Source organism: Brachybacterium atlanticum (assembly GCF_025669985.1).
Lineage (GTDB): Bacteria > Actinomycetota > Actinomycetes > Actinomycetales > Dermabacteraceae > Brachybacterium > Brachybacterium conglomeratum.
The window spans coordinates 71,945-94,407 of record NZ_JAKJJW010000008.1; the positions used below are offsets into that span (position 1 = coordinate 71,945).

Consider the following 22,463-nt stretch of genomic DNA (forward strand, 5'->3'; position numbering starts at 1 on the left):
ACATGCCTCGCAGTATTTCCAAGGGCCCGTTCGTGGACGACCACCTTCAGAAGAAGGTGGACGCCCAGAACGAGAAGGGCACCAAGAACCTCATCAAGACCTGGTCGCGTCGTTCGGTGATCACCCCGGACTTCCTCGGCCACACCTTCGCAGTGCACGACGGTCGCAAGCACGTCTCGGTGTTCGTCACCGAGTCGATGGTCGGCCACAAGCTCGGCGAGTTCGCCCCCACGCGGACTTTCAAGGGCCACGAGAAGGACGACAAGAAGGGCCGTCGTCGCTGACATGACGTCAGCAGCGACTGCACTTCTCGAACTCGAGAGAAAGCAGGAAGCAATGGAAGCCAAGGCGCAGGTGCGGTACCTCCGCATGTCGCCCATGAAGGCTCGCCGCGTTGTGGACCTGATTCGTGGCAAGAGCACGGCCGAGGCCCTGGACACCCTGCGGTTCGCCCCGCAGGCCGCCAGCGAGCCCGTCCTGAAGCTCGTGGAGTCCGCGATCGCCAACGCGCGGGTGAAGGCAGACCAGGCGGGGGAGCGCTTCGACGAGCGTGAGCTCGTCGTGTCCGCCGCATTCGTCGACGAGGGTCCGACCATGAAGCGGTTCCAGCCGCGTGCTCAGGGTCGTGCCTTCCAGATCAAGAAGCGCACCAGCCACGTCACCGTGGTGGTCGCTCCCGTGAACAAGTAAGGAGTCCCGAATGGGCCAGAAGGTCAATCCGAACGGGTTCCGCCTCGGGATCACCACGGAGCACAGCAGCCGGTGGTTCGCCGACTCCTCGAAGGAGGGGCAGCGGTACCGCGACTACGTGAAGGAAGACGTCGCGATCCGCAAGCTCATGTCCGAGGGGCTCGAGCGCGCCGGCATCTCCAAGGTCGAGATCGAGCGCACCCGCGATCGCGTCCGCGTCGATCTCCACACCGCCCGCCCGGGCATCGTCATCGGGCGTCGCGGGGCGGAGGCCGAGCGTCTGCGCGGCGAGCTGGAGAAGCTCACCGGCAAGCAGATCCAGCTGAACATCCTCGAGGTCAAGAACCCCGAGGCCGATGCTCAGCTGGTCGCCCAGGGCATCGCCGAGCAGCTCGCCGCCCGCGTCTCCTTCCGTCGTGCGATGCGCAAGGGCATGCAGTCCGCGCAGCGCGCCGGCGCGAAGGGCATCCGAGTGGCCGTCTCCGGCCGCCTCGGCGGCGCCGAGATGAGCCGCAACGAGTTCTACCGCGAGGGGCGAGTGCCGCTGCATACCCTCCGTGCGAACATCGACTACGGCTTCTACGAGGCCCGCACCGCCTTCGGCCGCATCGGCGTGAAGGTCTGGATCTACAAGGGCGACGTCACCGCCAAGGAGCTCGCGGCCCAGCAGGCCGCCTCGCAGGGTCCCCGCTCCGGCGGACGCGGCCCGCGTGCCGAGCGCCCGCGCGGTCGTCGCAACGAGCGCAACGCCGCTGCCCGTCGTGAGAACAACGAGTCTGCCCCGCAGACCGCTGCTCCCGCCGAGCAGGCCGCGGCTCCCGCGCAGCAGCCCGGAACGGAGGCCTGAGCGACATGCTGATCCCTCGCAGGACCAAGCACCGCAAGCAGCACCACCCGACCCGCAGCGGCATGGCCAAGGGCGGCACCGATCTGGCATTCGGTGAGTACGGCATCCAGGCGCTCGCGCCGGCGTACGTCACCAACCGTCAGATCGAGGCGGCTCGTATCGCCATGACCCGCTACATGAAGCGTGGCGGCAAGGTGTTCATCAACATCTACCCCGATCGTCCGCTCACCAAGAAGCCTGCCGAGGTCCGCATGGGCTCCGGCAAGGGCTCGGTCGAGTGGTGGATCGTCAACATCAAGCCGGGACGCGTCATGTTCGAGGTCGCCGGCGTCGAGGAGGAGGTGGCTCGCGAGGCTCTGCGCCTGGCGATGCACAAGCTCCCCATGAAGTGCCGCATCCTGAGCCGAGAGAGTGGTGACATCTGATGGCAGCGACCAAGCTCACCGCCGATGAACTCGACAAGCTGGACGACTCCAAGCTGGCCGAGGAACTGGCGAAGGCGAAGGACGAGCTGTTCAAGCTCCGTTTCCAGAACGCCACCGGTCAGCTCGAGAGCTCCGGCCGTCTGCGGTCCGTCAAGAAGGACATCGCACGGATCTACACGATCCTGCGCGAGCGCGAGCTGGGCATCCGTCAGGCGCCCAGCGCCGCCGAGTGACCCCGGAGCGAGGAACTGAGATGACTGAGAACAACCAGGCCGAGACCCCGGCCGTCGAGGATGTCGCGAAGGAGGGTGCGCAGGCGTCGTCCGGCGAGCGTCCCTACCGCAAGACCCTGCGCGGCTACGTGGTCTCCGACAAGATGGACAAGACGATCGTGGTCGAGGTCGAGGAGCGTGTGAAGCACGCCCGCTACGGCAAGGTCACGACCAAGACGAGCAAGTTCAAGGCCCACGACGAGGAGAACACCGCCGGCATCGGCGACCGCGTCCTCGTCATGGAGACCCGCCCGCTCTCCGCCTCCAAGCGGTGGCGGCTGGTCGAGATCCTCGAGCGCGCCAAGTGATCCGCCGTCGGTCCGCGTGACCGCCCGGCAGCACTGAGAAGGGCCGGTCCTCCCCACGGGGAGGGCCGGCCCTTCTGCTGCATCCGGGGCTCAGCCCGGAGGGCCGACGAGGTGCACCAGGAGTGCACCGGCCAGAGCGTCCTCGGCCTTCGGGGCGGCGACCTCGCGCAGCTCCCCGTCCCCGACGCGCAGCTCCACGACGAATCTGCCGTCCTCCCTCCGCCGGAGCGCGGAGAAGGCGGCGCCGAGGGCGCCGCGCAGCTGGTCCTCCCGCGGCAGCCACACCGCCTCGTCCTGCTCCACGGAGTCCAGCGCCCACTCGGTGGTGCCGTTGAAGCGCAGGACGCGGCTGCCGGTGCGCCCTCGGCCCACCTCCACCACCATCGAGGAGAGCATGAACGCCTCCTCGCGCAGCAGCGCGTTGTCGATGGCGAAGAGGTCCCCGTCGGCCGGTTCCCAGGGCAGACCCGCGTCCCGGAGCCGCCTGGCCACATCGATGTCGATCATGGGGAGAAAACTACGCCCCTGCCGGGTGCCGGCACCATGCTCCGGGTCCGGGGACCGGATCACCGGACGGTGTGAGGACGAGCCCCGGGTGCAGGAGAGCAAGCACACACGAGGGAGCCCGCCCCGCAGGGGTGACAGTTCCGGGGGCGGAGCGTAGTCTTGAACGGTTGCCGGAGGACTGCGCCCCGCCCCGTGGTGGTGGTGCCCGATTCCGCGACAGGATCCGGGACACCCGATCCGTCCTCGCCGGAGACCTCGCACGAGAGGCGAACGCCCCGCGTTCACCACGCCAGTGCCTGAGTCCGGCAGAGGGTTTTTTGGTGCCCGGGACCCGTCGGCGGCGACGCCCCGGCGCGGCAGCGTCCATGGCGGCGCTGAGCAAGGTCCATATTCCGTTCCGCCAGGCTCGGCCGGCCCGCTCCCGCGGGTCGGAAGAGAACCGGTGAGACGATAGGAGAACGAGTGATTCAGCAGGAGTCGCGACTGAAGGTCGCCGACAACACGGGTGCCAAGGAGATTCTCTGCATCCGTGTTCTCGGTGGCTCCGGTCGCCGTTACGCCAGCATCGGCGACACCATCGTGGCGACCGTCAAGGACGCCATCCCCGGTGGCAACGTCAAGAAGGGCGACGTCGTCAAGGCGGTCGTCGTCCGCACGTCCAAGGAGGTCCGTCGCATCGACGGCTCCTACATCCGCTTCGACGAGAACGCGGCGGTCATCCTCAAGACCGACGGCGAGCCGCGCGGTACCCGCATCTTCGGCCCCGTCGGCCGCGAGCTGCGCGACAAGCGCTTCATGAAGATCGTCTCGCTGGCACCGGAGGTGCTGTGACATGGCAAAGATGAAGATCAAGAAGGGCGATCTCGTCCAGGTCATCACGGGCCGCACGAGCGACGCCGACAAGGCCGCCGCGCGTGGCCTCGAGGCCGGCGACAAGGGCAAGCAGGGTCGCGTCCTGCAGGTGTTCCCCGATACCCAGCGCGTGCTGGTCGAGGGCATCAACCGCCGCACCCATCACGTCAAGCCGAACCAGGCAGGCGGCGCGGGCGGCATCGAGCAGCGCGAGGCCCCCATCCACGTCTCCAACGTGGCCCTGGTCGACCCGGAGGACAACAAGCCGACCAAGATCGGCTACCGCGTCGAGACCGTCGAGCTCGAGAACGGCCGCACCAAGCAGGTGCGCGTCCGCTTCGCCAAGCGCTCCGGGAAGGACATCTGATGAGCGAGACCGCCACCCAGGCGCCCACCCCGCGCCTGAAGACGAAGTACAACGACACCATCAAGGCGCAGCTGACCGAGCAGTTCGGCTACGAGAACGTCATGCTGGTGCCCGGCCTGACCAAGATCGTCGTGAACATGGGCGTCGGCGACGCCGCACGCGACTCGAAGGTCATCGACGGCGCCATCAAGGACCTCGCCGCCATCACCGGCCAGAAGCCCCAGGTCACCAAGGCTCGCAAGTCCATCGCGCAGTTCAAGCTGCGTGAGGGCATGCCGATCGGTGCGCACGTCACGCTGCGCAACGCCCGCATGTGGGAGTTCCTGGACCGCCTGCTCTCGACCGCGCTCCCGCGAATCCGCGACTTCCGCGGCCTCTCGCCGAAGCACTTCGACGGCAACGGCAACTACACCTTCGGTCTCACGGAGCAGGTCATGTTCCACGAGATCGACCAGGACAAGATCGACCGCGTCCGCGGCATGGACATCACGGTCGTCACCACCGCGAAGACCGACGACGAGGGGCGCGCGCTGCTCAAGCTGCTCGGCTTCCCCTTCAAGGAGGAGAACTGATATGGCGAAGACAGCCCTGATCAAGAAGTCGGAGCGCAAGCCGAAGTTCGCGGTGCGCGCCTACACCCGGTGCCAGCGCTGCGGTCGGCCCCACTCGGTCTACCGCAAGTTCGGCCTCTGCCGCGTGTGCCTGCGCGAGATGGCTCACCGCGGCGAGCTCCCCGGCGTCACCAAGAGCAGCTGGTAAGGACTACCGCCACAGGTCCCACGGCCCCGTCACGGGGCGTAGGGGAAACCAGGTGAGGAAGAAGCAACAGACATGACCATGACCGACCCGATCGCGGACATGCTCACGCGGATCAGGAACGCCTCCGGGGCGTACCACGAGACCGCGTCCATGCCGTATTCGAAGCTCAAGGCCCGCATCGCGGACATCCTGAAGGCAGAGGGCTACATCCTCGGCTGGCGTGAGGAGGAGGCCGAGGTGGGCAAGTCGCTCGTCCTCGAGCTCAAGTACTCCGACAGCCGCGAGCGCGCCATCTCCGGGATCCGCCGCATCTCGAAGCCGGGCCTGCGCGTGTACGCGAAGTCCACCAACCTGCCCAAGGTCCTCGGCGGACTGGGCGTGGCGATCCTGTCCACGTCCTCCGGCCTCCTGACCGACAAGCAGGCTGCCAAGAAGGGTGTGGGTGGGGAAGTCCTCGCCTACATCTGGTGAGCGGGAGAGGAGACCACTAGCTATGTCCCGCATCGGACGCCTGCCGGTCGCAGTGCCGGCCTCAGTCCAGAACGTCACCATCGAGGACCGCACCGTCACGGTGACCGGCCCCAAGGGCGAGTTCACCCACGAGGTGCCTGCGCCCCTGACCGTCGCGCGCGACGACGAGGGCAACATCGTCGTCTCGCGTCCCGATGACGAGCAGGAGAACCGTGCGCTGCACGGTCTGACCCGCACGCTCATCAACAACATCGTCCTCGGCGTCACCGAGGGCTTCACGAAGAAGCTGGAGATCGTCGGCACGGGCTACCGCGTCGTCGCGAAGGGCACGGACCTCGAGTTCGCGCTCGGCTTCTCCCACCCCGTCACGGTGAAGGCGCCCGAGGGCATCACCTTCGCCGTCGAGTCGCCGACCAAGTTCTCGGTCAGCGGCATCTCGAAGCAGCAGGTCGGGCACGTGGCCGCGAAGATCCGCGGGATCCGTCCGCCGGAGCCCTACAAGGGCAAGGGCGTTCGGTACGCCGACGAGGTCGTGCTCCGCAAGGCCGGAAAGGCTGGTAAGTGACCATGGGTTACGCACTCAAGCACACCAAGGGCAACCGCGGCAGCAAGCTGCGCTCGCGCGGTCGTCGCCACCTCCGCGTCCGTCGCCGCGTCATCGGCACCGCCCAGCGTCCGCGCCTGGTGGTCACCCGTTCGTCGCGTCACGTCTTCGTGCAGGTCGTCGACGACTCCCTCGGCAAGACCATCGCGTCGGCCTCCACCATGGAGGCGGACCTCCGCGGCGCCGAGGCGACGAAGTCGGACAAGGCCCGCACCGTCGGCACCCTGGTCGCCGAGCGCGCCAAGGCCGCCGGCATCGACGCGGTCGTCTTCGACCGCGGTGGCAACAAGTACCACGGCCGCGTGGCCGCCGTCGCCGACGGCGCCCGCGAGGCCGGCCTGGCGCTGTGACCGCCGCCCGGACACAGGACGAGAAGAGGATCTGAATATGGCTGCACAGCAGCGTAGCAACGGTCCCGCGGCCTCCGGCCGACGGGACGACAACACCAGCAACAGCAACAACGATCGCGGCGGCCGCCAGGGCGGCGACCGCGGCGGCCGTCAGGGTGGTCGCGGTCGCGGTCAGGACGCCGAGAAGTCGGCGTTCCTCGAGCGCGTCGTGAGCATCAACCGCGTCTCCAAGGTCGTCAAGGGCGGCCGTCGCTTCGCCTTCACCGCCCTCGTGGTGGTCGGCGACGGCGACGGCACCGTCGGCGTCGGCTACGGCAAGGCCAAGGAGGTGCCGGCGGCGATCTCCAAGGGCGTCGAGGAGGCGAAGAAGAACTTCTTCCGCGTCCCGCGCGTCCAGGGCACCGTCGTGCACCCGGTCCAGGGCGAGGATGCGGCGGGCGTCGTCCTGCTGCGCCCGGCCGCCCCCGGCACCGGCGTGATCGCCGGCGGTCCGGTCCGCGCCGTGCTCGAGTGCGCCGGAGTGCACGACGTGCTCTCCAAGTCGCTCGGCTCGACCAACGCGATCAACATCGTGCGGGCCACCGTCGACGCCCTCAAGCAGCTCGAGGAGCCGGAGGCCGTGGCCGCGCGTCGCGGTCTCGCGGTCGAGGACGTCGCCCCTGCGGCGCTCCTGCGGGCCCAGGCCGAGGGCCGCGCCGCGGCCCGTGCCGAGAAGGTGGGTGCGTGATGCAGATCAAGGTCACCCAGACCCGTTCCGAGATCGGCGGCACCCAGAGCCAGCGAGCCACCCTGCGCGGCCTCGGCCTCAAGCGCATCGGTGACACGGTGGTGAAGGAAGACCGCCCCGAGATCCGCGGCATGATCCGCACCGTCACCCACCTGGTGACGTTCGAAGAGGTGGAGTGAATCTCATGAGCATCGAGGACCAGAACGCAGCAACCCCTTTGAAGCTCCACGACCTGCGCCCCGCGCCCGGTTCCAAGACCGCGCGCACCCGCGTCGGCCGTGGTGAGGCTTCGAAGGGCAAGACGGCCGGTCGAGGCACCAAGGGCACCAAGGCCCGCTACCAGGTGCCCGTCGGCTTCGAGGGCGGGCAGATGCCGCTGCACATGCGGCTGCCGAAGCTTCGCGGCTTCACCAACCCCTTCCGCGTCGAGTACCAGGTCGTGAACCTGTCGACCCTGCAGGAGCTGTTCCCCGAGGGCGGCACCGTCACGGTCGAGGACCTCGTCGCCAAGGGCGCTGTCCGCAAGAACCAGCCCGTGAAGGTGCTGGGCCAGGGCGAGGTGAGCGTCAAGCTCGACATCACCGCTCAGAAGTTCTCCGCCTCGGCGGAGCAGAAGATCGCGGCGGCCGGCGGGTCCGTCACCACCGCGTGACATCTTTTTGACGGGCACCGCGGCACAGACTTAATCTGAGCCGCGGTGCCCTGTCGTCATTCCAGGGCCGGTCCGAGAGTCCGCGTGCACCACGCGGCCGCAGGACGGCCGACCACCGCCTCGGCCCCGTCCCAGGACCTCCAGGAGGGAATCAGGTGAACTCGTTCGTGCGCGCGCTGCGCACCCCCGAGCTGAGGGCGAAGATCCTCTTCACGCTCGGTCTGATCGCCGTCTATCGACTCGGCGTCTTCATCCCCACCCCGGGATTCGACGCCACCAACGTCATGATGTGCGCGGACCAGGCCGCCTCGGGCCAGGGCGCCAACGTGCTGGGCATGGTCAACATGTTCTCCGGCGGCGCGCTGCTGCAGCTGTCCATCTTCTCCCTCGGCGTGATGCCGTACATCACCGCCTCGATCATCGTGCAGCTCCTGCGCGTGGTGATCCCGCGGTTCGAGGCACTCCACAAGGAGGGCGCCTCCGGCACCGCCAAGCTCACCCAGTACACCCGCTATCTCACGATCGGCCTGGGCGTCCTCCAGGCCACCACGATCATCACGCTGGTGCGCTCGGGCAACTTCTTCGTCGGCTGCACCCTCGAGCTCGTCCCCGACCAGTCGATCCCGACCCTGCTGCTCATGGTCATGACCATGACCGTCGGCACCGTCCTGATCATGTTCATGGGCGAGATGATCACCGAGCGCGGCGTCGGCAACGGCATGTCGCTGATGATCTTCTCGTCCATCGCGGCGAGCTTCCCCTCCGCCTTCGGGCAGGTCTGGCAGCTCAAGGGCTGGATCACCTTCTCCCTCGTGATGCTCGTGGGCCTGCTGATCATGGTCGGCATGGTCTTCGTCGAGCAGTCCCAGCGCCGCATCCCCGTGCAGTACGCCAAGCGCATGGTGGGGCGGCGCATGTACGGCGGCACCTCGACCTACATCCCGATCAAGGTCAACCAGGCCGGCGTCATCCCCGTCATCTTCGCCTCCTCGATCCTCGCGCTGCCGCAGATGGCCGCCTCCTTCGGCGACCCGTCGGCCGGATGGGTGCAGTGGATCAACTCGCACCTCGTCCTCGGCCAGTCCTTCTCGTGGATCTACGCGGTGGTCTACGTGGCGCTGATCGTCTTCTTCGCGTTCTTCTACGTCTCGATCACCTTCAACGCGGAGGAGATCGCCGACAACATGAAGAAGTACGGCGGCTTCGTCCCCAACGTGCGCGCGGGCAAGCCCACCGAGCGTTACCTGCGCTACGTCATCAACCGCATCCAGAGCGGCGGCGCCGTCTATCTCGCGGTGATCTGCCTGATCCCGCTGGTCGCGCTGTTCTACCTCGGCACCTCGCAGGACTTCCCGCTGGGCGGCGTCTCCCTCCTGATCGTGATCGGCGTGGGACTGGACACCGTCAAGCAGATCGACGCGAAGCTCCAGCAGCACCACTACGAAGGGATTCTCCGGTGACCACCCCCACCGCCTCGAACGGCTCGACCGCCCCCGCCCGTCGCCTGCTGATCGTCGGCCCGCCCGGAGCGGGCAAGGGCACCCAGGCCGCGCGCATCGCGGAGGAGCTCTCGATCCCCGCGATCTCCACCGGCGACATCTTCCGCGCGAACGTCTCGGGGCAGACCGAGCTCGGCGTCCTCGCGAAGTCCTACATGGACAAGGGCGAGTACGTCCCGGACTCCGTCACCAACGACATGGTCCGCTCGCGACTGGCCGAGGCCGACGCCCGGGACGGCTTCCTGCTGGACGGGTACCCCCGCACCCTCGACCAGGTCGAGGCGCTCGACGGGATGCTCGCCGAGCTCGGCACCCCGCTGGACCTCGTGCTGCTGCTCGTGGTCGAGCAGGAGGAGGTCGTGCAGCGCCTGCTGGCGCGCGGCGCCGAGCAGGGCCGCAGCGACGACACCGAGGAGACGATCCGACGCCGCCTCGAGGTCTACGCCGAGCAGACCGCCCCGCTGATCGACGTCTACGAGCAGCGCGGCCTGGTGCGCCGCGTGGACGGCATGGCCCCGATCGACGAGGTCACCGCTGCGCTGCGCGAGGCCCTCGGCGCCCGATGAGCCTCCTGCCCGAACGGGTGGAGTGGAAGACGCCCGAGCAGATCGCGGTGATGCGGCGCAGCGGCCACCTCCTGCACCGCGTCCACGACATGCTCGAGTCCGAGATCCGCCCCGGGATCACCACGGACGAGCTCGACTCCCTCGCCCACACGATGATCCGCGACGCGGGGGCGACACCGAACTTCCTGGGCTACCAGGGCTACCCGGCCACGCTCTGCATCAGCGTCAACGACGTGGTGGTCCACGGCATCCCCGACGCCCGCCCCCTCGAGGAGGGGGACGTCGTCTCCATCGACGGGGGCCTGATCATCGACGGCTGGCACTCGGACGCGGCCCGTACCCACATCGTCGGCCGGGCCCGCTCGGTCGGCGACGAGGACCTGGTGCGGATCACCGAGGAGGCGCTCTGGGCCGGGATCGCGGCGCTCGCCACCGCCGAGCGCGTGGGCGACGTCGGCGCCGCGATCGAGGACTACGTCGAGCAGGCGGCGGGGGAGTCCCTCTCCCACCTCGAGGGCTTCGGCGGCCACGGCATCGGCACCGCGATGCACCAGGCGCCCGATGTCATGAACTACCGGGTCCGCTCCCGCGGACCGAAGGTGCGCCCGGGCCTGTGCGTCGCGATCGAGCCGATGCTGATCCAGGGCCAGGGGAACTGGGAGCTCGAGGACGACGAGTGGACAGTCCGCGCCACCTGCGGCGGCCGCGCCGCCCACGCCGAGCACTCGGTCGCCGTGACCGAGCAGGGGCTGCTGGTGCTGACCGCCGGCGACGGGGGAGCGGCCGAGCTCGCCCGGCGCGGGGTCGTCGCCGCGCCCGATCCCCTCGCGGCCTGAGCCGGCAGGCTCCGTCCGCCCGGTGCGGGGTCGTCCCGTCGACGGGCGCGGAGGGGGAGCGGGGCCGACGTGATGGGCATCATCGCGTCGGCCCTCGCCGAATCCGGACCTCGCGTGTAGGCTGGTCCATCGGGTGTGCTCCGATCGCGCGTGCGAACGTGTGCTCGTGCAGTCCCGTCGTGCCGTCCGTCCGGCAGGTCCTCGAGGCCGCAGGGCGAGGCCGACGCGCTGCCTCGGCGCCACCCTCGTCGATCACCGTACCGTCACCCGACGGTCGGTGTGCAGGGCCTGGGGAACCAGGAACCAAGTACGCGGAACTCGGCCCCGGCTTCGCCGGAGGCGGGAGATTGGGGAGGCATGGCGAAGAAGGACGGAGTGATCGAGGTCGAGGGCACGGTCACGGAGGCGCTCGCGAACGCGCGCTTCCGCGTCGAGCTCGACAACGGGCACATGGTGCTCGCGCACATCTCCGGAAAGATGCGCCAGCACTACATCCGCATCCTTCCCGAGGACCGTGTGGTCGTCGAGCTGAGCCCCTATGACCTCGACCGGGGCCGCATCGTCTACCGCTACAAGTGATCGTCCCGGGAGAAGGAAAGCTATGAAGGTCAAGCCGAGCGTCAAGCCGATCTGTGACAACTGCAAGGTGATCCGTCGCCACTCGCGCGTCATGGTCATCTGCTCGAACCCCCGTCACAAGCAGCGCCAGGGCTGAGCGGAGCGATCCGCCCGTCCCGGCTCCTGCCGTGACAGCCGCCGTCAGGCGGCACGCCCCGCAGCGCGGGGCATCGCGCCCGCATCGCGGGCACCACACAAGTGAAGAGACGACACCACCGGCATCGGCCGGTCACCCGCAGGACGGAGGCTGCGGCGTCGGGGAGACAGTCCCGGCGAGGTGTCGGCTCAGGCCTCCGAGACAGTAGGAGAATCTGCACATGGCACGTCTGGTGGGAGTGGACCTTCCGCGCGAGAAGCGCCTCGAGGTCGCCCTGACGTACATCTTCGGCATGGGGCGCACGCGCGCCCAGGAGACCCTCGCCGCGACCGGCGTCTCCGGTGACAAGCGCGTCCGTGAGGTGAGCGACGAGGAGCTCGTCCAGCTCCGCGATCACATCGAGGCGAACTACATGGTCGAGGGCGACCTCCGCCGCGAGGTGGCCGCCGACATCCGCCGCAAGGTCGAGATCGGCAGCTACCAGGGGCTGCGCCACCGCCGCGGCCTGCCCGTCCACGGTCAGCGCACGAAGACCAACGCGCGCACCCGCAAGGGTCCGAAGCGCACGGTCGCCGGCAAGAAGAAGGCTCGCTGATCCGCGGCTTCCGCTGATCGGCCGCCCGGCTCCGTCCCCGGAGCCCGCAGTCACTTCGCGCCGTTGAGGGAACCGGCGCACCCCCACACCACCAGAGGAGTTCTGCCGCATGGCAACCAAGACCCGTCAGGCCGCTGCGCGCAAGCCGCGCCGCAAGGACAAGAAGAACATCGTCAACGGCCAGGCCCACATCAAGAGCACGTTCAACAACACCATCGTGTCCATCACGGACCCGACCGGCGCCGTCATCTCCTGGGCCTCCGCCGGCCAGGTGGGCTTCAAGGGCTCGCGCAAGTCGACCCCGTACGCCGCGCAGATGGCCGCCGAGGCCGCCGCGCGCCAGGCGCAGGAGCACGGCCTGAAGAAGGTCGACGTCTTCGTGAAGGGCCCGGGCTCGGGCCGCGAGACCGCGATCCGCTCGCTCACCGCGACCGGCCTCGAGGTGGGCTCGATCCAGGACGTCACCCCGCAGCCGCACAACGGCACCCGTCCGGCCAAGCGCCGCCGCGTCTGATCCCGTCGACCGTGACGACGGGACGCCCCGCTCGTCACGGTCGACCGTGTCGGGCGGGGTCTCCCGCGCCCGGCGTCCCCGGACCCCTCGCGGGTCATCCCCGTCTTCCAGGCCCACCGCCCCCTTCTGAGCGTCATATGGCGGACGCTCGCCGAAAGGATCCACAGTGCTCATTGCACAGCGCCCCACGCTGACCGAAGAGGTCGTGTCGGACAACCGCTCCCGGTTCGTCATCGAGCCGCTCGAGCCGGGCTTCGGCTACACCCTCGGCAACTCCCTGCGCCGCACCCTGCTGTCCTCCATCCCCGGCGCCGCGGTCACCTCGATCCGCATCGACGGCGTGCTGCACGAGTTCAGCACCGTCCCCGGCGTCAAGGAGGACATCACCGAGGTCATCCTCAACATCAAGAACCTCGTCGTCTCCTCGGAGAACGACGAGCCGGTCGTGATGTACCTGCGCCGCGAGGAGGCCGGCCGCGTCACCGCCGCCGACATCACCCCGCCGGCCGGCGTGGAGATCCACAACCCCGACCTGCACATCGCGACCCTCAACGAGAAGGGCCGCCTGGAGGTCGAGCTGATCGTCGAGCGCGGCCGCGGCTACGTCTCCGCCGCGCAGAACAAGGGCGTCGACGGAGAGATCGGCCGGGTCCCGGTCGACTCGATCTACTCGCCCGTGCTGAAGGTGACCTACAAGGTCGAGGCGACCCGTGTCGAGCAGCGCACCGACTTCGACAAGCTCATCGTCGACGTCGAGACCAAGCCGGCCATCAGCCCCCGCGACGCGGTGGCCTCGGCGGGCAAGACCCTGGTCGAGCTGTTCGGCCTGGCCCACGAGCTGAACCAGGAGGCGGAGGGCATCGAGATCGGCCCCTCGCCCACCGACCAGGCGATGGCCGCTGATCTGGCCCTGCCGATCAACTACCTGAACCTCACGGTCCGCTCGTACAACTGCCTGATGCGCGAGGGCGTCCACACCGTCGGCGAGCTGACCGCCCGCTCCGAGGCGGACCTGCTCGACATCCGCAACTTCGGACAGAAGTCCATCGACGAGGTCAAGGCGAAGCTCGCCGAGCTCGGGCTGTCGCTGAAGGACTCCCCGGCCGGGTTCGACCCCGCTGCCCTGGACTCCTACTCCGACGACTTCGGCGACCAGTACTGACCTTCACTTCCACCAAGGAGAACGACCATGCCTGCACCCACCAAGGGCGCGCGCCTCGGCGGATCCCCCGCGCACGAGCGGATGATCATCGCGGGCCTCGCCACCGAGCTGTTCCGTCACGGCCGGATCACCACCACCGAGACCAAGGCCAAGCGCCTCCGCCCCCACGCGGAGCGTCTGATCACCCAGGCGAAGAAGGGCGACCTCGCCTCCCGTCGCCGCGTGATGCAGACCGTCCGAGACAAGGGCGTCGTCTACCAGCTCTTCGAGGAGATCGCTCCGACCTTCTCCGAGCGTCCCGGCGGCTACACCCGCATCACCAAGGTCGGCCCCCGCAAGGGCGACAACGCCCCGATGGCCGTCATCGAGCTGGTCACGGAGGAGTACTCCGCGAAGCAGTCCGTGGTGAAGGAGGCCGAGGGCGCCGCGAAGAATGCTTCCAAGGCCGACGAGAAGCCCGCCGCCGAGGAGAGCACCGCACCGCAGCGCGAGGAGGCCGCGACGGCCGGGGCGGACGACGCCTGAGCAGCGTCTGATCCCGCCTGATCACGAGGGCGGACCGACGGGAGGGGTCCCGACGGTCCGCCCTCGTCGTCGTCCGCGCCCCTCCGCAGCGTCGCCGAGGCCCCGCCGACTCCCGTCCGGGGCCGCTGCGGTGCTCACCGCCGACTGGACCTCGAGAGGCAGGGGGCGGTGCAGTACGGTGTGTGCAGTCGTCGTGCAGCGGTGTGGCCGGGCAGGTCCCGCACTTCGCAGGCATGGCCGGCGTCCCGTTCCTCATCCTCCGGAGTGACCCCACCATGACGCAGCACCCTTCCTCCTCGTTGTCGCACCCCGGCCTCCCCGCACCGTCCGCCCCGGTCCTCGGGCAGCGGGGCGGAGACGCCCCACCCGCCGGCTCCTCCCTGCGCCGCCGTTCGCTGTTCGCGGGATCGGCGGTGGCCGGCGCTGCGATGTTGGCCACGGGCGTCGCCCGCGCCGAGGGGGAGCCGGACCCCGACGGCGCCCACGAGGACCAGCCGCCCGCGCAGGGCGGCACCGGCCGACGCGCGGCCGAGCCGCGCACCACCACCATCGCGCTGCGGGAGGCGGAGCTCGTGGAGCGCGATGGGCGCCAGGTCCGCAGGGTGGTCGGTCACCCTGCGGCGCTGGTCGGCATCACCTGGGACGAGGGAGATGTCGAGCCGGCCGTCTCGGCGCGCGGCCTGCAGGTCGACGGGGCCTGGAGTCCCTGGCACGAGCTCGAGGTCGCCGTCGACCTCGACACCGGGGTGCGCAGCAGCGGCACGGAGCCGGTGTTCTTCGCCGACGTCACCGAGGTCGAGGTGATCGGCGAGCTGGACGGCGCGGACGCGACCGAGGGCCTGTACGTCCATCTCATCGACTTCCCCGAGGATCCCAAGCAGGCCCCGATGGCGCTGGACGAGGGCGGGATCCCGGCCGACGAGGTCGCGCGCGACCGCGATGGCGAGGAGGCTGCGAGCGCGTCGGCCGAGCCGACCGCGCCGCAGGAGACCCCGCAGCGGCGCGCCGAGGAGACCGCCGCCCCCGAGGAGACCGGCGAGGACGAGCAGCCCGGCTCCGCGCCTGTTCCCTCCGACGGCGGCGGGGCGGGCCCCTCCGACGGGGGTGGTGGCGCGCCCTCCGACAGCGGCGGCGCGGGAGGCGGCGTCGGCGGCGCCGGAATCCAGGGCGCAGCGGTGCCTGCCCGGGGTCCGTTCCAGCCGATGGCGCTGGCCCCGAAGGATCTCGGGATCCCCGGCGCGCCGCCGATGATCACCCGGGCGCAGTGGGGCGCGACGGAGAGCGCGACCCGCTCGACCTCCACGAGCTCCGCCCTGAAGTCCGTGGTGCTGCACCACACCGCCGGGACCAACAACTACTCGCGGTCCCAGGCCGCTCAGCAGATCCGCGGCATCTTCGACTATCACGTGCGCGTGCTGGGCTGGGCGGACATCGGGTACAACGTGCTGGTGGATCGCTACGGGCAGATCTACGAGGGGCGGCACGGCGGCCTCACGCGCAACGTGAACGGCGCCCACGCCCTGGGGTTCAACACCGGCAGCTTCGGCATCTCCGTGATGGGCGACCATTCCTCGCTCAAGGCCAGCACCGAGGCGCGGGAGGCCGTGATGCGGGTGGCCGCCTGGAAGCTACTGTCCACCTTCCTCGACGACGTGAAGGCGAAGAGCTCCTGGACGGTCGGCGTGGACGGCACCCGCTGGAAGCGCGGCACCACGGTGAGCCTGCCGAGGTTCTTCGGGCACCGTGACGTGAACACGACCTCGTGCCCCGGCGACGCCCTCTACAGCGCGATGGACGACCTGCGCTGGGGGATCCAGACCCGGATCGACTCCGGGTGGCGCTTCCATCTGCGCGCCTTCGCGGACCACGGCGGCGCCTCGACGCTGGGCACGGTGCTGACCTCGGCGCAGAAGGAGGGCGACCACACGATCACCCGCCTGTCCGAGGGCCTCATCGTGTCCGGCCCGGGCCTCTCGGCACGGGCGGCGACCACCACCGACTCGATCCGCCGCAGCTGGCGGCCGTCCTGGGGCAGGCCGCTGGAGGACCACGTCAGCGCCGGTGATCGCCACACGCAGCGCTTCGAAAAGGGGATGGCGGTGCGGGAGAACGGGCGCAACCGCTTCGTCACCCCCTACTTCGTTGACGTCCCCGTCACCCACCAGTACTTCCTGGAGATCCACGACCTGCGCGAGCAGGGGATCATCCCCGGCTGGTCGGGGCGGAAGTTCCGGGTCAAGGACGCGACCACGCGCAACCAGGCGATCACCTACCTGTACCGGCTCCTGGGATCGCCGAGCTTCACGCCGCCCACGCGCTCCCCGTTCTCCGACATCACCCCGCGGCACGCGCAGTACCGCGAGGTCACGTGGGCGCATTCGAAGGGGATCCTCGAGCCTTTCTCGAACGGCAGCTTCCGTCCGTCGGCCGCGGTGCGTCGTGACGAGCTCTCCTGTTTCCTGCACCGCGGGGCCGGGAGCCCGAAGTGGTCGCCGGCGCGGGCCTACGGGTTCTCGGACGTGTCGAAGAGCTCGTCGTACGCGACCGAGATCGCCTGGATGGCGGACACCGGCATCTCCGCTGGCTGGGGTCGCTCCTTCAAGCCCGGCGATCCGGTCAACCACGAGCGTCTAGCCGCGCTGCTCACCCGCTTCCAGGGCGTGATCGGCTGAGCGACGCCTGAGCCGCAGACGAAACCGACGGATGGGCGACGGCGCGCGCGAGCTCTCGGCTCGCGCACCCCGTCGTCGTAGCGGCTCAGCTGCTTTCGCTCAGCCGAAGTACCGCGGCAGGGTGCCCTCGCGCAGCTCCCGCAGCTCCCCGATGCCGAAGGCTCCCAGACCCTCGATCTCCAGGGCGTCGCCGCCGGTGGTGCCGATCGCGAGCGCGGGCACCCCGTGCTCGGCGGCGAGGGCGAGGAACCGCTCCTCGGACTCCGTCGGCACGGCGACCAGCGCTCGGGCCTGCGACTCGGAGAACAGGGCGGAGACGAGATCCACGCCGTCGCGCGCGAGCAGGGCGGCGAGGTCGATACGGGCACCGGTCCCGAAGCGGACCACGGCCTCGACCAGGGCCTGGACCAGACCCCCCTCGGAGAGGTCGTGCGCAGCGGCGGCGAGATGCTGCTCGGAGGAGGCGATCAGCACGCGGGCGAGCGCGCGCTCGGCCTCGAGGTCGACCTGCGGGGGCAGCCCGCCGAGGTGCTGGTGGATCACGTCGGACCAGGCCGAGCCCGAGAGCTCCTCGCGGGTCGCGCCGAGCAGCAGCACCGTCTGGCCCTCGCCCTGCCAGCCGGAGGGGACGCGGCGCGCGACGTCCTCGAACACCCCGAGCACGCCGACGACGGGCGTCGGGTGGATCGCGGAGTCGATCAGGCCAGGCTCGCCGGTGGAGTTGTACAGCGAGACGTTGCCGCCGGTGACGGGCACCTCGAGCGCCTCGCACGCTTCGGCGAGCCCGCCGATCGCCTCGACCAGCTGCCACATGGGGCCCGGGTCCTCGGGCGAGCCGAAGTTCAGGCAGTCCGTGATCGCCAGCGGGGTCGCCCCGGCGGTCGCGACGTTGCGGTACGCCTCGGCCAGCGCGATCTGCGCGCCGGTGCGGGGGTCGAGCTTGGTGTAGCGGCCGTTCGCGTCGGTCGCGAGCGCGATGCCGCGTCCGGTCTCCTCGTCGATGCGCAGCACGCCGGCGTCGTCGGGCATGGCCAGCGCCGTGTTCCCGCCGACGTAGCGGTCGTACTGGTCGGTGACCCAGCCCGGGGAGGCGAGGTTCGGGGAGGCGATCAGCGTGCGGATCTGCGCGAGGATCTCCTCAGTGCCCTCGGGGCGGGGGAGGGCCTCGGCGCGGTCGGCCTGGAGGGCGTCCTGCCAGTCGGGGCGGGCGTAGGGCCGGTCGTAGACGGGGGAGTCGATCGCGACGGTCGCCGGGTCCACGTCCACGATCCGCTCGCCGTGGTGGTCGATGGTGAGACGGCCGTCGCCGGTGACCTCGCCGATCACGGCGGCCTCGACGTCCCACTTCGCGGCGATCGCCTGGAACTCCTCGAGCTTCTCCGGCGGGACGACCGCCATCATGCGCTCCTGCGACTCGCTCATGAGGATCTCCCCGGCGGTGAGGGTCGGGTCGCGCAGCAGCACCTCCTCGAGGTGGATGTGCATGCCGGAGCCGCCGTTGGCGGCGAGCTCGGAGGTGGCGCAGGAGATGCCCGCGGCGCCGAGGTCCTGGATGGCCGCGACGGTGCCGGCCGCATACAGCTCGAGGCAGCACTCGATGAGAACCTTCTCCATGAAGGGATCGCCCACCTGGACGCTCGGCCGCTTCAGCGGCCCGTCCTCCTCGAAGGTCTCCGAGGCGAGGATGGAGGCGCCGCCGATCCCGTCCCCGCCGGTGCGGGCGCCGAAGAGGACCACCTTGTTGCCCGCGCCGGTCGCGGCGCCGGAGCGGATGTCCTCGTGGCGCATCATGCCCACCGCGAGCGCGTTGACCAGCGGGTTGGTCTGGTAAGAGGCGTCGAAGACGGTCTCGCCGCCGATGTTCGGCAGGCCGAGCGAGTTGCCGTAGCCGCCCACACCGGCGACCACGCCGTGGACCACCCGGGCGGTGTCGGGGTGGTCGATCGCACCGAAGCGCAGCTGGTCCATGACCGCGACCGGCCGGGCGCCCATCGAGATGATGTCGCGCACGATGCCGCCCACGCCGGTCGCGGCGCCCTGGTACGGCTCGACGTAGGAGGGGTGGTTGTGGGACTCGACCTTGAAGGTCACCGCCCAGCCGTCGCCGATGTCGACGACGCCGGCGTCCTCGCCCATGCCCACCAGCAGCTTCTCGCGCATCGCGTCGGTGGTGTGCTTCCCGAAGGTGCGCAGGTGCTTCTTCGAGGACTTGTAGGAGCAGTGCTCGGACCACATGACCGAGTACATGGCGAGCTCGGCGTTGGTGGGGCGGCGGCCCAGGATCTCGCGGATGCTAGCGTACTCGTCGTCCTTCAGCCCGAGCTCCGCATAGGGCTGCACCTGGTCCGGCGTCGCGGAGGCGTTCTCGACGGTGTCGGACTCCGCGGCGTGGCCGTGGGGGGAGGTGGGAGTGGTCTCAGCGGTCATCGCGGGGTCGGGTCCGTTCGTCACGAGGGCTGGGGGAGCGGCGGGCCTCGCGGCCCGGCGCAGGGTGCCCCCAGTCTACGAGCGACACGGACGGCAGGTGCGCCCGGGGCGAGCGCTGAGACCGGGAGTGGGACCGGAGCGGCATCCGGCGGGACGGCGCGCACGGGAAGAGCGGCCGACGGGGACCTCGTCCCGTCGGCCGCTCTCCCGGTCCGTGCTGCTCAGGCGCTCGGTGCTCGGCCTGTCAGCGCTCTGACCGTCAGCGCTCGGGGCGTCAGCGCGAGGAGCCCTTCTTCCCCTGCGCGCGGCGCGCCCGCTTCTCCGCATCGCGCAGCGCCTTCTCGCTCACGGGCGCGTCGCTGCTCGCCCGCTGCGCGCGGAAGTACGCGGCGGCCTCGTCCTGGCGCTCCTGCTCCCCGCCGAGCGCGATCGGCGCGCGAACGTGGCCCGGGCGGATGTCGAAGGCCGCGACGAGGTCGAGCACGTGCGGGCGCAGGCGCCACAGCAGCCGGCGCAGGTCTCCCTCGATCTGACGGCCGCGCTGGGTGGAGATCATGCCCGAGAGCAGGAACCAGGCGAGGTCGTCGTTGATCGCGGTGAGGCCGAACAGGTCCCGGACGTCGGTGAGCACGGCCCTGGACCCCTCAGCGCCCGAGCCCTCGAGTGCCTCGATCCCGGCGGTGAAGGCGCGCCAGCGCACGAGGTCCGCATGGGCGCGGGCCGCGTCGAGCATCTCGACCTGGTGCTTGTTGACCTCGGCGGCGGCGTCGGCCGGGCTCATCCTCGCGGTGCTGCGCAGGGCGAGGGCGACCTCCTCGACCTTGACCCTGGCGCGGTCGGCGAGCATCTCCTCCTGGAACTCGGCGCTGCGCATCGAGTCGAAGGCGCGGCGCGCGTTGCCGCGGTCGCTCACGCTCTGGCCGAGGCGGGCCCAGGGGGTGTGGCGCTTGGCGAGCACCTCGGCGCGCTGGGCGATGAAACGGCCGATCCCGGCGCGGTCCACGTTCTTCAGCTCGGAGGTGTAGTCCGTCAGCAGCCGCTTGGCGACCAGCTGCAGCAGGATCGTGTTGTCGCCCTCGAAGGTCGCGTACACGTCGAGGTCCTGGTGGAGCCCGACGAGCTGGTTCTCGGCCATGAAGCCGGAGCCGCCGCAGGCCTCGCGGCACTCCTGGATGGTGTCCAGGGCGAGCCGGGTGGAGGTCGGCTTGAGCGTCGCGGCCAGGGTCTCGAGGTCCTCGCGGCCCTCGGGAGTGTCGCCGCGGCCGGAGAACACGTCGTCGAAGGCGTGGAGCAGCTGCTCGTGCGCGAAGGCGCCCGCGTAGGTCGCGGCGAGCTTCGGCAGCAGGCGGTGCAGATGCGCCTGGTAGTCCATCAGCACGGTCTCGCGCGTCGGGTCGGCGGCGGTGAACTGGCGGCGCTGGGTGGCGTAGGTGATCGCGATGTGCAGCGCGAGCTGCGAGGCGCGGATCGCGGAGCCGTCGAGCGAGACGCGGCCCTGCACCAGCGTGCCGATCATCGTGAAGAAGCGCCGCCCGGGGGAGTCGATGGGGGAGGAGTAGGTGCCGTCGGGGGCGACGTCCCCGTAGCGGTTCAGCAGGTTGCGGCGCGGGACGCGCACGTGGTCGAAGGCGAGGCGACCGTTGTCGATGCCGTTCAGGCCGCCCTTCTCGCCGTCGTCCTCGCTCTGCACGCCGGGCAGGAGGTTCCCCTCCGCATCGCGCACCGGCACGTAGAAGCAGTGCACGCCGTGGTCGACACCGTTCGTGATCAGGCGCGCGAAGACCGTGGCGGCCCTCGCGTGGATCGCGGCGTTGCCGAGGTAGTCCTTCCACGCGGCGCGGAAGGGGGTGTTGATGACCCACTCGCCGTCCTCGCCGCCCTCGGGGTCGAAGGTCGCCGTGGTGGCGAGGGACTGCACGTCGGAGCCGTGCCCGATCTCGGTCATCGCGAAAGCGCCGGGGGTCTCGAGGTTCATGGCGCCCGGCACCCAGGCCTTCTGCTGCTCCTCGTCGCCCAGCTGCACGATCGCGGAGGTGAACAGCCCCCACTGGACGCCGGCCTTGATCTGGAGGGACGGGTCGGCGACGACCAGCTCCTCGAAGGCGGCGACGTTGGCGCCGTTGTCGTTCGGACCGCCGAGGTGCTCGGGGAGCATCGGCAGCGAGACCTCTTCCTCGGCGAGGGTCCGGAGCTGGCCGAAGACCCGCTCCCGGTGCTCGGCGACGCTCGCGTCGATCGGGCGGTGCATCTCGGGGCGGGCCGCCCGCTCGCGGGCGTCGCGCCGAGCGTCGGCCCAGCTGCCCAGCAGCGCCTCGGAGACCATCTCGACGTCGAGGCGGGGGCTGCCGTCGGCGGGGACCGGGATCGGGCCGGTCGGCGTGGGGCTCGCGGCGGCGTCGGTGCCTCTCGCGGCGGTGGGCGCGGGGGCGGATGCGGTGGTGGAGGTCTCGGCGGTCATGCGTGCAGTCCCTTCATGAGCCAGGTGACCAGGTGGGTCACGAGCTGATCGGAGGTGAGGGTGGTCGAGGCGCCGTCGGGGGCCTCGAGGTCGTTCATCCAGGTGTCCACGGCCCGTTCGACGAAGCCCACCGCGCCGGTCGCCCAGATCTGCGGCGAGGGGGTCCCGGCGGGGAGGAAGGTCGTGATGATGCGGGTCACGGAGGCGAGGAAGTGGTTCAGCCCGTCGCTGGGGCGGGTGACGAAGCGGTACACGCCGGGGGAGCGCTGCGCGGTCCCGACGTAGGCGCGGATCATCGCGTGGATGCGCTCCCCGGGCGCGGGCTCGCGGCCCATCCGCTCCTCGAGCACGCGCATCTCCGCGAGCAGCTTGTCGTGCATCGCCTGGAGGATGCTGCGGCCCAGGTCGCGCTGGAGGTGGGACTTGTCCTCGAAGTACCGGTAGACGATGGACTTCGAGGTGCCCGAGGCCGCGGCGATGTCCTCCATCGTCACGTCGGGGCCGCGCTCGTGGATCAGGTGCCGGGCCACGTCCAGCAGCTCAGCACGTCGCTGCTCTCGGTGCTGGGCCCAGCGGGCCGAGCGCCCGTCCGCGGGGGCTTGCGTCGTCGCATTCACAGAACCTAGGGTATCAAGTACCGACGGTTCTATGTAAAGTCCTTCC

The 22,463-nt window shown here is 70.2% G+C and carries 30 protein-coding genes; 26 read left to right on the forward strand and 4 right to left on the reverse strand.

What is annotated here, in order from left to right; translation table 11 throughout:
- The first annotated feature begins 2 nt into the window (after nt 1-2).
- From rpsS to rpsQ, 6 genes are read left to right on the forward strand one after another with little or no spacing between them, the layout of a single operon-like run.
- Nucleotides 3-284: a 30S ribosomal protein S19 gene (gene rpsS / locus L3K22_RS05795; protein WP_010550329.1), complete on the forward strand. Its 282-nt coding sequence runs from the start codon at nt 3-5 to the stop codon at nt 282-284.
- 52 nt (nt 285-336) lie between these two features.
- A complete protein-coding gene (gene rplV / locus L3K22_RS05800) occupies nt 337-690 on the forward strand; it encodes a 50S ribosomal protein L22 (protein ID WP_010550328.1) in 354 nt (117 codons plus the stop codon).
- Between the two features lie 10 nt (nt 691-700).
- Nucleotides 701-1,537: a 30S ribosomal protein S3 gene (gene rpsC, locus L3K22_RS05805; RefSeq protein ID WP_053917131.1), complete on the forward strand. Its 837-nt coding sequence runs from the start codon at nt 701-703 to the stop codon at nt 1,535-1,537.
- A 5-nt stretch (nt 1,538-1,542) separates the two neighbouring features.
- The gene (rplP, locus tag L3K22_RS05810) at nt 1,543-1,962 is read left to right on the forward strand and encodes a 50S ribosomal protein L16 (protein WP_263310556.1); all 420 of its coding nucleotides are present in this window, start codon (nt 1,543-1,545) and stop codon (nt 1,960-1,962) included.
- Nucleotides 1,962-2,195, forward strand: a complete 234-nt coding sequence (rpmC, locus tag L3K22_RS05815; RefSeq protein WP_263310557.1) for a 50S ribosomal protein L29 — start codon at nt 1,962-1,964, stop codon at nt 2,193-2,195. The genes rplP and rpmC overlap by 1 nt, the downstream gene beginning before the upstream one ends.
- A gap of 20 nt (nt 2,196-2,215) precedes the next feature.
- The gene (gene rpsQ, locus L3K22_RS05820) at nt 2,216-2,542 is read left to right on the forward strand and encodes a 30S ribosomal protein S17 (protein WP_263310558.1); all 327 of its coding nucleotides are present in this window, start codon (nt 2,216-2,218) and stop codon (nt 2,540-2,542) included.
- 90 nt (nt 2,543-2,632) lie between these two features.
- Here rpsQ and L3K22_RS05825 read toward each other — a convergent pair whose 3' ends face one another.
- Nucleotides 2,633-3,049, reverse strand: coding sequence for a hypothetical protein (locus L3K22_RS05825; RefSeq protein ID WP_263310559.1), 417 nt, complete (start codon nt 3,047-3,049; stop codon nt 2,633-2,635).
- Nucleotides 3,050-3,511: 462 nt separating this feature from the next.
- Here L3K22_RS05825 and rplN point away from each other — a divergent pair, with 462 nt between their 5' ends.
- The 20 genes from rplN to L3K22_RS05925 all read left to right on the forward strand — a co-directional run bounded on the left by rplN (nt 3,512) and on the right by L3K22_RS05925 (nt 16,915).
- On the forward strand, nt 3,512-3,880 hold the full coding sequence (gene rplN, locus L3K22_RS05830; protein ID WP_010550321.1) for a 50S ribosomal protein L14: 369 nt from the start codon (nt 3,512-3,514) through the stop codon (nt 3,878-3,880).
- Between the two features lies 1 nt (nt 3,881).
- Nucleotides 3,882-4,268 (forward strand): 50S ribosomal protein L24, encoded by a 387-nt coding sequence (gene rplX, locus L3K22_RS05835; RefSeq protein ID WP_062947604.1) that lies wholly within the window; start codon nt 3,882-3,884, stop codon nt 4,266-4,268.
- Complete coding sequence (gene rplE / locus L3K22_RS05840) at nt 4,268-4,840, forward strand: 50S ribosomal protein L5 (RefSeq protein WP_010550319.1); 573 nt, start codon at nt 4,268-4,270, stop codon at nt 4,838-4,840. The genes rplX and rplE overlap by 1 nt, the downstream gene beginning before the upstream one ends.
- Nucleotide 4,841: 1 nt before the next feature.
- On the forward strand, nt 4,842-5,027 hold the full coding sequence (locus L3K22_RS05845) for a type Z 30S ribosomal protein S14 (protein ID WP_010550318.1): 186 nt from the start codon (nt 4,842-4,844) through the stop codon (nt 5,025-5,027).
- A 72-nt stretch (nt 5,028-5,099) separates the two neighbouring features.
- Nucleotides 5,100-5,498, forward strand: coding sequence for a 30S ribosomal protein S8 (gene rpsH, locus L3K22_RS05850; RefSeq protein WP_010550317.1), 399 nt, complete (start codon nt 5,100-5,102; stop codon nt 5,496-5,498).
- Nucleotides 5,499-5,520: 22 nt separating this feature from the next.
- Nucleotides 5,521-6,063 carry a 50S ribosomal protein L6 gene (gene rplF / locus L3K22_RS05855; protein ID WP_263310560.1) on the forward strand — a complete coding sequence of 181 codons (543 nt, stop codon included), beginning with the start codon at nt 5,521-5,523 and terminating at the stop codon, nt 6,061-6,063.
- Between the two features lie 2 nt (nt 6,064-6,065).
- A complete protein-coding gene (rplR, locus tag L3K22_RS05860) occupies nt 6,066-6,452 on the forward strand; it encodes a 50S ribosomal protein L18 (protein WP_062947605.1) in 387 nt (128 codons plus the stop codon).
- A 37-nt stretch (nt 6,453-6,489) separates the two neighbouring features.
- The gene (rpsE, locus tag L3K22_RS05865) at nt 6,490-7,179 is read left to right on the forward strand and encodes a 30S ribosomal protein S5 (RefSeq protein ID WP_010550314.1); all 690 of its coding nucleotides are present in this window, start codon (nt 6,490-6,492) and stop codon (nt 7,177-7,179) included.
- The gene (rpmD, locus tag L3K22_RS05870; RefSeq protein WP_053917125.1) at nt 7,176-7,358 is read left to right on the forward strand and encodes a 50S ribosomal protein L30; all 183 of its coding nucleotides are present in this window, start codon (nt 7,176-7,178) and stop codon (nt 7,356-7,358) included. The genes rpsE and rpmD overlap by 4 nt, the downstream gene beginning before the upstream one ends.
- 5 nt (nt 7,359-7,363) lie before the next feature.
- The gene (gene rplO, locus L3K22_RS05875; RefSeq protein WP_010550312.1) at nt 7,364-7,831 is read left to right on the forward strand and encodes a 50S ribosomal protein L15; all 468 of its coding nucleotides are present in this window, start codon (nt 7,364-7,366) and stop codon (nt 7,829-7,831) included.
- Nucleotides 7,832-7,986: 155 nt separating this feature from the next.
- Nucleotides 7,987-9,291: a preprotein translocase subunit SecY gene (gene secY, locus L3K22_RS05880; RefSeq protein WP_263310561.1), complete on the forward strand. Its 1,305-nt coding sequence runs from the start codon at nt 7,987-7,989 to the stop codon at nt 9,289-9,291.
- Nucleotides 9,288-9,896, forward strand: coding sequence for an adenylate kinase (locus L3K22_RS05885; protein ID WP_263310562.1), 609 nt, complete (start codon nt 9,288-9,290; stop codon nt 9,894-9,896). Before secY ends, L3K22_RS05885 begins: the two co-directional genes overlap by 4 nt.
- Complete coding sequence (map, locus tag L3K22_RS05890; RefSeq protein ID WP_263310563.1) at nt 9,893-10,732, forward strand: type I methionyl aminopeptidase; 840 nt, start codon at nt 9,893-9,895, stop codon at nt 10,730-10,732. The genes L3K22_RS05885 and map overlap by 4 nt, the downstream gene beginning before the upstream one ends.
- A 357-nt stretch (nt 10,733-11,089) precedes the next feature.
- Nucleotides 11,090-11,311, forward strand: a complete 222-nt coding sequence (gene infA, locus L3K22_RS05895; protein ID WP_010550308.1) for a translation initiation factor IF-1 — start codon at nt 11,090-11,092, stop codon at nt 11,309-11,311.
- A 22-nt stretch (nt 11,312-11,333) separates the two neighbouring features.
- Nucleotides 11,334-11,447, forward strand: a complete 114-nt coding sequence (gene rpmJ, locus L3K22_RS05900; protein ID WP_010532506.1) for a 50S ribosomal protein L36 — start codon at nt 11,334-11,336, stop codon at nt 11,445-11,447.
- 220 nt (nt 11,448-11,667) lie between these two features.
- Entirely contained in the window at nt 11,668-12,042 is a 375-nt protein-coding gene (gene rpsM / locus L3K22_RS05905) for a 30S ribosomal protein S13 (protein WP_010550307.1), read from the forward strand.
- 109 nt (nt 12,043-12,151) lie between these two features.
- Nucleotides 12,152-12,556 carry a 30S ribosomal protein S11 gene (gene rpsK / locus L3K22_RS05910; protein ID WP_010550306.1) on the forward strand — a complete coding sequence of 135 codons (405 nt, stop codon included), beginning with the start codon at nt 12,152-12,154 and terminating at the stop codon, nt 12,554-12,556.
- Between the two features lie 166 nt (nt 12,557-12,722).
- On the forward strand, nt 12,723-13,718 hold the full coding sequence (locus L3K22_RS05915; RefSeq protein WP_263310564.1) for a DNA-directed RNA polymerase subunit alpha: 996 nt from the start codon (nt 12,723-12,725) through the stop codon (nt 13,716-13,718).
- A 27-nt stretch (nt 13,719-13,745) separates the two neighbouring features.
- Nucleotides 13,746-14,243: a 50S ribosomal protein L17 gene (gene rplQ, locus L3K22_RS05920; protein ID WP_263310565.1), complete on the forward strand. Its 498-nt coding sequence runs from the start codon at nt 13,746-13,748 to the stop codon at nt 14,241-14,243.
- A gap of 275 nt (nt 14,244-14,518) precedes the next feature.
- On the forward strand, nt 14,519-16,915 hold the full coding sequence (locus tag L3K22_RS05925; protein ID WP_263310566.1) for an S-layer homology domain-containing protein: 2,397 nt from the start codon (nt 14,519-14,521) through the stop codon (nt 16,913-16,915).
- Nucleotides 16,916-17,014: 99 nt separating this feature from the next.
- On the opposite strand, the gene purL is transcribed toward L3K22_RS05925, so the two are convergent.
- The 3 genes from purL to L3K22_RS05940 form a co-directional block, all read right to left on the reverse strand.
- Nucleotides 17,015-19,342, reverse strand: coding sequence for a phosphoribosylformylglycinamidine synthase subunit PurL (gene purL / locus L3K22_RS05930; RefSeq protein ID WP_263310567.1), 2,328 nt, complete (start codon nt 19,340-19,342; stop codon nt 17,015-17,017).
- A gap of 274 nt (nt 19,343-19,616) precedes the next feature.
- The gene (locus tag L3K22_RS05935; protein ID WP_263310568.1) at nt 19,617-21,800 is read right to left on the reverse strand and encodes an acyl-CoA dehydrogenase family protein; all 2,184 of its coding nucleotides are present in this window, start codon (nt 21,798-21,800) and stop codon (nt 19,617-19,619) included.
- A complete protein-coding gene (locus L3K22_RS05940; protein ID WP_263310569.1) occupies nt 21,797-22,417 on the reverse strand; it encodes a TetR/AcrR family transcriptional regulator in 621 nt (206 codons plus the stop codon). The genes L3K22_RS05935 and L3K22_RS05940 overlap by 4 nt, the downstream gene beginning before the upstream one ends.
- Between the last annotated feature and the right edge of the window lie 46 nt (nt 22,418-22,463).